At 42.2% G+C, this 10,179-nt stretch carries 8 protein-coding genes, 1 tRNA gene and 1 pseudogene; 4 read left to right on the top strand and 6 right to left on the bottom strand.

Annotated elements, in window-relative coordinates; genetic code table 11:
* Positions 1 to 266: 266 nt before the first annotated feature.
* Positions 267 to 1,961: a DUF1565 domain-containing protein gene (locus tag H6G86_RS13475; RefSeq protein ID WP_190934750.1), complete on the top strand. Its 1,695-nt coding sequence runs from the start codon at positions 267 to 269 to the stop codon at positions 1,959 to 1,961.
* A 344-nt stretch (positions 1,962 to 2,305) separates the two neighbouring features.
* Here H6G86_RS13475 and H6G86_RS13480 read toward each other — a convergent pair whose 3' ends face one another.
* Positions 2,306 to 2,590 carry a DUF3493 domain-containing protein gene (locus H6G86_RS13480; protein WP_185581893.1) on the bottom strand — a complete coding sequence of 95 codons (285 nt, stop codon included), beginning with the start codon at positions 2,588 to 2,590 and terminating at the stop codon, positions 2,306 to 2,308.
* Positions 2,591 to 2,623: 33 nt separating this feature from the next.
* Here H6G86_RS13480 and H6G86_RS13485 point away from each other — a divergent pair.
* Positions 2,624 to 2,695, top strand: a tRNA-Thr gene (locus H6G86_RS13485).
* 111 nt (positions 2,696 to 2,806) lie between these two features.
* On the opposite strand, the gene H6G86_RS13490 is transcribed toward H6G86_RS13485, so the two are convergent.
* From H6G86_RS13490 to H6G86_RS13500, 3 genes are all read right to left on the bottom strand, one after another.
* Positions 2,807 to 3,850 carry a M42 family metallopeptidase gene (locus H6G86_RS13490; protein ID WP_190934757.1) on the bottom strand — a complete coding sequence of 348 codons (1,044 nt, stop codon included), beginning with the start codon at positions 3,848 to 3,850 and terminating at the stop codon, positions 2,807 to 2,809.
* A gap of 13 nt (positions 3,851 to 3,863) precedes the next feature.
* Complete coding sequence (locus tag H6G86_RS13495) at positions 3,864 to 4,934, bottom strand: SGNH/GDSL hydrolase family protein (RefSeq protein ID WP_190934751.1); 1,071 nt, start codon at positions 4,932 to 4,934, stop codon at positions 3,864 to 3,866.
* Positions 4,935 to 5,249: 315 nt separating this feature from the next.
* Positions 5,250 to 6,644, bottom strand: a complete 1,395-nt coding sequence (locus H6G86_RS13500; protein WP_190934752.1) for an S-layer homology domain-containing protein — start codon at positions 6,642 to 6,644, stop codon at positions 5,250 to 5,252.
* Between the two features lie 12 nt (positions 6,645 to 6,656).
* Here H6G86_RS13500 and H6G86_RS38395 point away from each other — a divergent pair, with 12 nt between their 5' ends.
* Positions 6,657 to 6,908 (top strand): hypothetical protein, encoded by a 252-nt coding sequence (locus tag H6G86_RS38395; RefSeq protein ID WP_206758435.1) that lies wholly within the window; start codon positions 6,657 to 6,659, stop codon positions 6,906 to 6,908.
* A 724-nt stretch (positions 6,909 to 7,632) separates the two neighbouring features.
* Here the strand turns inward: H6G86_RS38395 and H6G86_RS13505 are convergent.
* Positions 7,633 to 7,809, bottom strand: a complete 177-nt coding sequence (locus H6G86_RS13505; RefSeq protein ID WP_190934753.1) for a hypothetical protein — start codon at positions 7,807 to 7,809, stop codon at positions 7,633 to 7,635.
* Positions 7,810 to 8,455: 646 nt separating this feature from the next.
* Here H6G86_RS13505 and H6G86_RS13510 point away from each other — a divergent pair.
* Positions 8,456 to 9,661 carry a histidine kinase gene (locus H6G86_RS13510; protein ID WP_190934754.1) on the top strand — a complete coding sequence of 402 codons (1,206 nt, stop codon included), beginning with the start codon at positions 8,456 to 8,458 and terminating at the stop codon, positions 9,659 to 9,661.
* A gap of 31 nt (positions 9,662 to 9,692) precedes the next feature.
* Here the strand turns inward: H6G86_RS13510 and H6G86_RS13515 are convergent.
* Positions 9,693 to 10,079, bottom strand: a pseudogene (locus tag H6G86_RS13515) (GGDEF domain-containing protein); the annotation flags it as partial.
* Positions 10,080 to 10,179 lie beyond the last annotated feature (100 nt).

A 10,179-nucleotide genomic window follows, 5' to 3' on the forward strand; every position in this document is an offset into this window, starting at 1 on the left:
TATCATCTGGATTAACTAGACTTGGGGCTTAACAAGGGGCAAAATCCCTTTGTTAAAGCTAGGCAAACTTGCGCCGTCTTGTACTAGTAAAATTTTCTGAATAAAATAATATAACTAATGTATAAGTTCTGTGATGTATCTAAGGAAATTAGCTGAATCAGTGCTAATCATCCAGTATAGTTTTGCATGGGTTTACAGCAGCTATAAGACTGCTAGTTTCAACCTTGTTCGACATACCGTAATTCAGCACATCACAGACGGAAAAAATGAAATATCGGGGTTTTCACATTTCTATAGCGAAAAATTTTCGCCTTCTTTCTAGCAGTCATCTCAGATATACTTTACGCGGGGGAGCCGGACTAACGGCAATGCTTGCGGTTTACTGCGGTTCAATATTACTACCCGGTGCGGTTAATGCTGGTGCGACTCACCCAAAAGCGAGCGCCCCAACTCTCACAGCACAAGTTCCGACAACCGCCGCAGCAATTTATGTTAATCCCGCAACGGGTGTAGACAGTGCTAGTGCTGGGACAACCTCAGCTGCACCTTACAAAAGCATCAGTTTCGCTCTCAGTCAAGCCCAAGCAGGTGCAGTTATTCAATTAGCACCTGGGAACTATAACCAGGAAAGTGGCGAAACCTTCCCATTGTTGCTTAAACCAGGAGTGACACTGCGAGGTGATGAAGCTAGTAAAGGTCAGGCAATATTAATTACAGGTGGAGGTTTCTACACTAGTCGTACCTTTGCCAGACAAGACATTACCATCCTTGCCGAACAAGATACCACTATTACTGGTGTCAGCGTTACCAACCCAAATAGCCGGGGTACGGCTGTGTGGGTGGAATCAACTAATCCCACTATCAAAAACAGTACTTTTACTAACAGTGTTAGAGAGGGCGTTTTTGTGACGGGTACAGGCAATCCTAAAATTGAAAGTAACATCTTTGTCCAAAACAAAGGCAATGGGATTTCAATTGCTAAAGCTGCTCAAGGAGAAATTCGGGGTAACTTATTTCAGGATACTGGTTTTGGTCTAGCGATCGGTGGTACTTCCACACCCCTAATTGTGGAAAACCAAATCGTCGAAAACCAAGATGGTCTTTTTATCTCAGAGTCAGCCAAGCCCGTATTGCGTAAGAATGTCATTCAGAACAATAAGCGGGATGGTGTAGTCGCAACTGTTAGTGCTTTACCTGACCTTGGCACCAACGAAAATCCTGGTGGTAATCTTATCCGCAATAACACTCGTTATGATGTGAACAACGCCACTAAAACCAGTAAGATTGTCGCTGTTGGCAACGATATCGATCAGAAAAAGATTTTTGGCTCAGTAGATTTTGTTGCCGCAGCTGTTGATGTACCGCCTGGTGGGCCTGTTGCCTTTAAAGATGTGCCAGCAAATTACTGGGCAAAAACCTACATCGAAGCTTTAGCTTCTCAAAATATTATTGCTGGCTTTCCTGATGGCAGCTTTAAACCCAATGAACCTGTAACCCGCGCTCAATTTGCCACTATTGTCACTAAAGCTTTAACACCACCAGTCAAACGCGTAGGTATTAAGTTTAAAGATGTAGCAACAAATTTCTGGGCTTACGCTGCAATTCAATCTGCTTTCCAGAGTCAATTTGTTTCTGGTTATCCTGATGGCACTTTTAAACCACAGCAGCAAATTCCCAGAGTGCAGGTGCTAGTCTCTTTAGCTAATGGTTTGGGCTTAACTGCGAATAATCAGAACGTCCTTTCTTTTTATACCGATGCTGCCCAGATTCCTAATTATGCGATCGCTCCTGTTGCGGCTGCAACTGCACAGCAGCTAGTAATCAACTATCCCACAGCGAAGCAACTCAATCCTAATCGTCAAGCGACTAGAGCCGAGGTTGCCGCCTTTGTTTACCAGGCACTCGTCAGTGCTGGACGTGCCCAACCAATTCCTTCATCCTATTTGGTAACAGCCCAGTAAATGCTTAGTTAGCAAATTGAAAGCGCCAAGACTAACAAATTATTAGTCTGGCGCTTCCAAGATTGCGATTTTTATTAATTTTGGGGTTTTTTAAACATAAAATTTGGGGTCTTTAAATATAACTGACCCCATTTGAATGTGATTTGTTTTATGGTCAGGGTCTTTATATATGGCTGACCCCGTTTCAACGATTTCTAGTTTCTCAGAAATTTTTACTTTTTGGGATTTCCTAATAATTTTTTTATTTTTTCTCTCTTTATATTTTAATCTTCATAAAAGCATTAATCAATATAAAGATATATATAAATAAAGAGTAAAAAAGTCATCAGCTAAAATTTTTCTCTTCAAGAATTAGGACTTTTCCCTGATTGTTGCCGACGCTGTTCCCAGCGCCAAAGGAAGACCATTAGGGCAACTATTCCTACTTGGAGAGCTAAACTAGGCAAAGCACTCTCTACATCGCGTCCGGCAAGCACTTGGAAAAAAAACACGAATGCGCCAATGGAACCAGAAGCACCGAAAGCGATGTAGATAAATTGTCGTAAGCCGCGATAAGGAGCGGCTATTTCTGCTTTGAGGCTGGCATACTGTTCAGGGTTCAGGCGATTTTTGAGATTTTGATCTACCATGATTAAATCGTGTTATACTCTTAGATTGTGTACGCCGATGTGGCTCAGTGGTAGAGCAGCTGATTCGTAATCAGCAGGCCGTGGGTTCAAATCCCATCATCGGCTTTGGCGAAAGTGTTCCTCAATATTAAAGTTTGACATAAATTAAGCTTCTAGCATAATGCTTGTAAAAACGATGCCTACGGTGGCAAGCTACGCATTCCCACTAATTACCAATCACTCAAACTCAGTTTCGCAGAAAGCTTTTAACAAATCGATACAGTTAGCGATCGCTCCTAAATGAGCAATTTCATATCCATGTGTGTTTTGGGTAGGGAACGCCAAACACGCAGCACGCCCAACATGACCAAATTTCATGGCAATGGAAGCATCACTACCAAACCCGCTCAGAATTGTAAATTGCACAGGCATATCCAACTGTTTGGCACATTGGCGTAGTTGTCCATTTAGCCCTTCATCATATATCCCATAAGCATCTTGAGATAAAAGTACAGGACTTTCCCCATCTTTAACAGGATATTCCTCAGATAATGGACAAATTTCTAAAGCAATTAACGCATCCAAACACTGATTTTGGGTGAAAAATAGCGCTCCAATTGCTCCTACTTCTTCTTTGGCTGAAGCTACCAAATAAACATCAACAACTGGCTGTTTCAGGTTTTCAGCCAAAGCTAGCAAAATGGCAACAGAGGCTTTGTTATCCAAGGTGTAACTGGCAATATGATCCTTTAACCTAATTGGATGCTTGCGATGCTTGCCGATTACCATTTTAGTTCCAGGTCGAATGCCAGCTGCTTCTAATTCGGCAGATGTAAGCTTCGTTTCAATCCAGGCATTTTCCCACTTCACAGTAGTATCTTCTTGCTGGACTTTTTGGGGCGATTCATGGGAAACGTGGCGGGAACCAAAGCTGAGAATACCGTTGATAGTTTCGTTATCTCCCAATAAATCAACAACCCCTTCGCCGTAAACCCACGGGAAAGAACCGCCAAGTTTGCTGACTTTGACACGACCTTCATCACCGATATTCTTGACAATTGCGCCAATTTCGTCTTTGTGTGCGGTGATGGCGATCGCTCGGTCTGGATTTTTCCCTGGAATTTTGGCAATAATATTATCGGCGCGATCGCACCACACTTCTACACCCAGCGCTGCAAATTTTTGCATCAACAACTGGTTAATCTCAGCTTCTGCACCACTAGGAGAGTGGTGCATAACTAATTCTTCAATAATTTCAAATAAGCGATCGTAATCCCACATCAATACAGTTAGTTTAGTTTTCAACTGTTGTATGAGACAATTGTGCATCAACAACCCGACCTGTTGATCCAAGCGTTAATCTTTTTTGTTGACGCTTCAATACTCCTACTGCACCAAAAGCACCAAGGGCTAAAATTCCCAAATTTATCGCAGGTTCAGGAACAGACTTAGCCTCAATCGCCGCCAGTGCTGTATCTGCAACTAACTTATGAACGCCTGTTGTTGGATGCACAGAGTCAAAGAATAAATAATCGTTTGGTTGGGAGCATACACTGATGATCGTCTGGAAATTCCCAACTACGCAAGGGGTAGTCACATCTTGAAACCCAAATTTCCCTGGATTTGCTTGTATTTGATTAAATAAGGAAAACACATCAACATAGATTAGATTCAGACCAGAGTTATTGCTAAATTTGCCTAGTTCCTCTGCTAATTCCTGGTTATGCTCATTTGTCAAAGCAGTCAAGTTGCTAGATGAACCTGTAGCGAATGCCAATGGAATCTTACCCAAATCAGGCAAGTTAAAGACTAAAATATTTTTTGCGCCAGATGAGGCAAGTAACCCTACTGCATTTGATAAATTCTGAACTGTTTGAGTCGTATTAGTAGCTTGACCAAACACATAATCATTTGCACCTCCCCACACAGCATAGAGGGCATTTGGATCAAGCTTCTGATTGGCTTGTTGCGTCAACAAGCCGACTTGCTCCAGTACTCCTGGTAACGGTGCATTAGGAACAACAGCATTACCTTGACCAGAACTAGCACCACCGACAGCAAAGTTAATCCCTTGGTTAGGAATACTAGGATTTAAAGTAATGTATGGAGAAGGTGTTAATCCTAGCTGATCTCCCAGGTAGTCTACCCACACCTGATCATTAGAAAAACGTCCTTGAAAGTATGGTGGGTCTTGGGGAATGGCTGTTGTCGGAGCGACTAAACCACCAGTAGCAGCGAAGACATTGCCAGTATCAGAGAGGCTGTCGCCAAATACGTAAAATTTGCTAAAACTCGCCGCACTCGCCTTAAGCGGTAACATGAAAGATAAGAGAACAAATCCTGCGGCTACAGCTTGTTTTTTCATATTTGTTTTACCTGTGGTATTTTTTAGTTGTTTCAAAGTAATGAAAAGGCGATCGCTGGCAATTTGTCTGTTGAGTTAATTCAAACTAAGTACGTATATTGAGTTAATTTACGTTGTTTTACCTAACTATGCCTCAAAAATTCATCAAACACAGGTAAAAACGCTGAAAACATTTAGATTTACATTTTCTTGATAAAAAATCAGTGTATTACAAAGAAATCGCAAATTTTCCATGCTAAAGCTTGGGCATTGCCACTTTTCTGCTAAGAATAAACTAACCGCAACAGAATGGCGTAACCCTTCATAGACATCGCTTTAACTTCGCTTTAGCTTCAAAGCTTCAGTCGCTGATACACCTTCACTCTGACTGCCGAAATACCACAAAGTCATAGCAGCTTCAGCACGAGTTACTGGTTTTTTGGGCTGAAAGAGAGTCGTATAGCCAAACACCCGCCGAATATTCGATTGCTCGCCATTTTGGTAATCAGCCAGCACTGCTCTTAAAGCCTTGGGGTCAATTCGCGCTGCGTCTTGGAAACCCCAGGTCTGTTTAACCGTATCTAAGTTAGCAGAAGGTAAAGCTTGACGAGTATCTAGGGGTAATTTCCACAACAGTAATTGTTCCCGCGTTAAGGGTGCATCAGGACGAAACAAAACGGCTGTGGAATCTCCAGACAAAGGACTAGGAATTAGCCCAGCTTCGGCTAATCCCTGAATTGCTGGAAAATCAGGGTCTTTTGCGGTAACGTCACTAAAAACTGGTTGAGTGCTTTCTGATGCCAAGCGAATTTGTTTAGCTGGATTGCTGGCATACATAGCATTGTTAGCAGCAATTAGCCAACGAGCATATTCCCGATGTGTAACAATTTTACCGGGTTCAAACTGGTTATTTGTGCTAGTAGAATTACTCTTAGTTGCCTTTGGTTCTAGGGATAAAACACCTAATGCGGCTAAGTCTTGGATGTGTTGCCGCCATTCTTGCGGTACTTTATTTAGATCGCTGAATTCTTGAGATTCAGTTGTGGCTGTAGGAGTTGTTTGGTTATTAGGCGTACTTTGTGGCTGTGCTGCCAAGTTTGCAGGTGGTACTGGGCCAATGAACTGTGGATTTCCTGGTTGAGGAACGACGTTAGTAGCTTCGTTAGAATTTGTATTTGGGGTAGTTTGTGCCGTAGCAATACTATTCGGTACGTAATCAATTAGTAATTCTGTAGCGGTTTGGGGTTGATTGGGTGTAGCGTTAGTAACTGATTTAGGCTGAATGGAAATCTTCAACAGTAAATCGTTACGACGTACCTCAAAAGTACCTCCCGCATCATCTGTTGGCTGTTGCAAAATCTGCCAGTTATTTGTTTTAAACTGGTTGCCATAAAAGCTAGCGATAAAGTTGCTAGGGTCAGAACTCAACCAACGAGTTGAGGTTTTATTCTCTGAACCGCTAGCAGGTATAACTTCCTCTAGTTTGGCATTGGCATATAGGGGGATATCTTTGGGAAAATCAGCTGGTAACTGAACTGTTGAATCGTTTGGCTGTGCTTGTGGTTGCTTACTCTGAGATTCTCCAAAGACAACTGGATTGCTTTGCAGCTTCGGATCTGCCGCCAAAGATTCTTCAAGGTTTTTGGCAACTGGACTGTTAGCACAGGCTGTTAAGGAAGTCAGTAGAACAGCCCAAATTAGAAATACAGCTGGACGTTTACAGGGAAGCACAGGAAATCACAAATGAGTTTCAATTCCTACCCTAGCGCAGACTGTTCATTAATTGGGCATTGGGCAGAAGAGGCAGAGGGGAAGAGAGCAGGGAGCAGAGGGGAAAGAGCTAATTTTTATTCTGCCTCTATGCCTTACCCCTTGCCCCTACCACCTACTCCCCGGCTTCTTCTGCTCCCTGGCTCTCAGTATCAGCAAAAGACACTACCGACTCAGCACGTTGTCTTAGTAAATGTCTTTATTAATATCTCTAAAAATGAGTAAACGGTAGCAAAAGCTACCGTATTGTCTTCGTTTTACAGCCATTAGGTTTTTATAATTCCCATGCTTATTTATAGAGTTCCCAAAAATTCTGGCAAACTAACATTTTTGGAAAAAAAACGGAAATAAATCTGAAATACTTGCTATACAAGAGTTTTATAATTTTGAGACTCTAAGCTCACAGTGATTAGGACAGGTTAAGGGAGTTTGTAGTCACCAGTTTAGTGCTGCTCAAAATTAATATGGCAAGACTACCAATACGGTTCGGTTAAAGGGGAAAGGGGAAAGGGTAAAGGGAAAAGGTTTTGAATACATCCTTTCCCCTTTAACCCTTAACCTTTACCCAGACTACAAGGAAAGTGAAAAATGCTTATCCGAACCGTATTGGCAAGACTACTAGATTGAGAATCTATATTTTGAGATATTTCTCTAAATATTCAATTGGCAGAGGAAATAACTGATTGCGAACTCTCTAAAGAACATTTTAGCTACTAAAAGCTTTAATCTGCTTCCAGATGCACAACTTAATGCGATCACTAAACACTTAAAGTGATAGACTAGGAATAAAGCCCCCTTAGCCTCACCCAAAGAGGGAAATCAATTAAAGTTCGCTAACACTGGCTTACAATCGATTCTAGAAATTATTCATCTGACGATGGTAAGCTGAATAAGGCAATAGCCAGAAAATGCCAGTGTTCAGCAATTCCAAGGACTTAGCGTAAGTTCATTATTCTTGGCAACTGGGGTCATAAACAAAACAGTCAAGTGTCGCAGCAGTTTCCCTAATTTCTATCAATAGAATTTCTGGGGAAAGTGGTACTTGTGCTGTAGTCAAGAGTTTCTTGGCAGCCTCGGAAGCAGTAAGTACTGACTCTAAAAGTGCGTAGTTTATCGCCGTAGGCATCGCCCTGATGTTATCCAAAAGGTTGTCTTAGGGCAACCCATCCCCTATTCTCCTGAGATAGGCAGGTCTTCTTTTAGGAAGGCTGGACACAGAGTACGCTTCGTAAGTTATATATAGGCAGTACATAGTTGTTAACTATAGCTGTTTTCCTAATCCTAATAATGATTAGGTTGAGGCAAACAAGACACTTCATTGGATGCACTGGCGTTGAAAAAACCCTCTTTCCACAAACTTGGTCTAAACAGTTAACAGCTTCCTGATAGATTAGATACAATTAGCATCTGCGTTTAGTTGAGCGTAGGCTTTGCCCGCCGTAGGCATCGCTTTTTGAAAGCGAGTAGTCAAATTGACATACTGCTTTACTAGCCGATTTGACATAGTATTAAACCTTTCACCTGCTAACTCTAGCGACAATTTTTCATTCAGGGCAAACTAAGGCTTATATTCAAGGGTCTTGGGTGTTTCTTGGAGATGAAGTTAGTCAAAAATGGGCAAAAGGCTGAAAAAGATATATTTAGTGTCAAAAATGCAGAACTAAGAGCAGTATGAAAATCTAAAATAGATATTAAATTGAAGACCAAAACAACGACCATCGACAACCGTCAGTCCATTTTACTTTCTGTAAAGCGTCACCGGGTTGTTACCAGTGCTGAAACACGATTACATGCAAGTTTCCCAGGATCAGCCTATTTATTCTGAAGCTCCACTCCAGCTGTTACTTTTTGTCGATGGACGACCTAAGTCCCGCCAACAGGTGCAGCGAATACGTGCTTACTTAAAAGAATTGCAGGCTGAGTATACTTTTGAAGTTCAAACTATCGATGTTGGACAACAACCTTACTTAGCAGAACACTTTAAGTTGGTAGCAACGCCAGCTTTAATCAAAATCCATCCTGAACCACGACAGGTTTTGGCTGGGAGTAATATCATAGCGCAATTGAAAAACTGGTGGCCTCGCTGGCAAGTCGCTGTAGACGCTTACTTAAAATTACAGGAAGACTTGCAAGAACACATGGACGACAATGGTCGGGGCACATTACCCAAATCCACTATCCATTCAGTTGCTGTTTCTGCTGAACTAATCCGACTCTCAGACGAAATTTTTCGCTTGAAACAGGAAAAAGATAATCTCCAAGAGCAGCTACAGTTTAAAGACCGGGTGATTGCGATGCTGGCGCACGATCTCCGTAATCCCCTAACTGCTGCCGCGATCGCAATGGAAACTCTCCAATCTAACTACAATCTAGAGACAGGGGAATTCCAGCGCCTCAAGCCATCGATGACAGCACATTTATTAAAACAAGCCCGCAATCAAACTAAGGTCATTGACCGAATGATTACTGACCTTTTGCAGGTAGGTCGTGGAAAAGATACAGAGTTTCCCATATTACCACAAAAGATACAACTAGGTAAAGTTTTTTTAGATGTACTCGAAGAATTGTGCGATCGCTACACCGCCAAATCCCAAGAGGTTGAAACAGATATTCCTAGTGACTTACCTTATGTATATGCTGATCCAGAACGCATCCGCCAAGTGCTAGTGAATCTATTGGATAATGCCATCAAATATACCCCAGAAGGTGGCAAGATTAGCGTTTCGGGATTGCACCGCACTACCCAAAAAGTTCAGTTTAGTATTGGCGATACTGGGCCTGGGATTCCTGTAGAGAATCGCGATCGCATCTTTGAAAACCACTTCCGCCTGCAACGGGATGAAGGTAAAGAAGGTTACGGCATTGGTCTTTGTTTATGCCAACGTATTATCCTGGCACACTATGGCCAAATTTGGGTAGACTCTGCCCCCAATAACGGAGCATGGTTCCACTTCACGCTGCCAGTTTATCCTTCTTAAGCAATGGGTATTCACAAATGACAAATGACAATTAAAAACTTGAAATAAAGCGATCGCGCCCCCCTGCCTTTGCTTCGTAGAGTGCTTTATCTGCTCGCACAATCAAATCTGAAGGTGAGGATTCCCAAGTAGGGACAAGAGTTGCTACGCCCATACTTAGCGTGACATACTGACTCACCGCAGATCCGGCGTGAGCAATTTGCAAATCTTTGATTCCCGCTTGTATGGTTGCGGCCACGTGAATTGCACCAGATGCATGGGTGTATGGCATAATCACAGCAAATTCTTCGCCACCATAACGCGCTACTAAATCTTGATGTTTTTGCGCCTTCAGATTTAAGACAGCACCCACCTTTTGTAAACAGACATCTCCAGCAGGATGGCCATATTTATCGTTATAAAATTTAAAATAGTCGATAAGTAGGACAGGGTGAAAAAACCAAATTGTGTAAAGATAAGTAAATACACATAATGTATCTACCACGGTAACAGGTATATGGGCAGCCGTTTAAGGGTAT

The sequence above is a fragment of the Nostoc sp. FACHB-133 genome, from assembly GCF_014698055.1.
Lineage (GTDB): Bacteria > Cyanobacteriota > Cyanobacteriia > Cyanobacteriales > Nostocaceae > Nostoc.

Coding starts and splice junctions, on each gene's coding strand:
- H6G86_RS13475 (WP_190934750.1), top strand. CDS start 267: ATGAAATATCGGGGTTTTCACATTTCTATAGCGAAAAATTTTCGCCTT.
- H6G86_RS13490 (WP_190934757.1), bottom strand. CDS start 3,850: ATGTGGGATTACGATCGCTTATTTGAAATTATTGAAGAATTAGTTATG.
- H6G86_RS13495 (WP_190934751.1), bottom strand. CDS start 4,934: ATGAAAAAACAAGCTGTAGCCGCAGGATTTGTTCTCTTATCTTTCATG.
- H6G86_RS13505 (WP_190934753.1), bottom strand. CDS start 7,809: ATGCCTACGGCGATAAACTACGCACTTTTAGAGTCAGTACTTACTGCT.
- H6G86_RS13480 (WP_185581893.1), bottom strand. CDS start 2,590: ATGGTAGATCAAAATCTCAAAAATCGCCTGAACCCTGAACAGTATGCC.
- H6G86_RS38395 (WP_206758435.1), top strand. CDS start 6,657: ATGAGTTTCAATTCCTACCCTAGCGCAGACTGTTCATTAATTGGGCAT.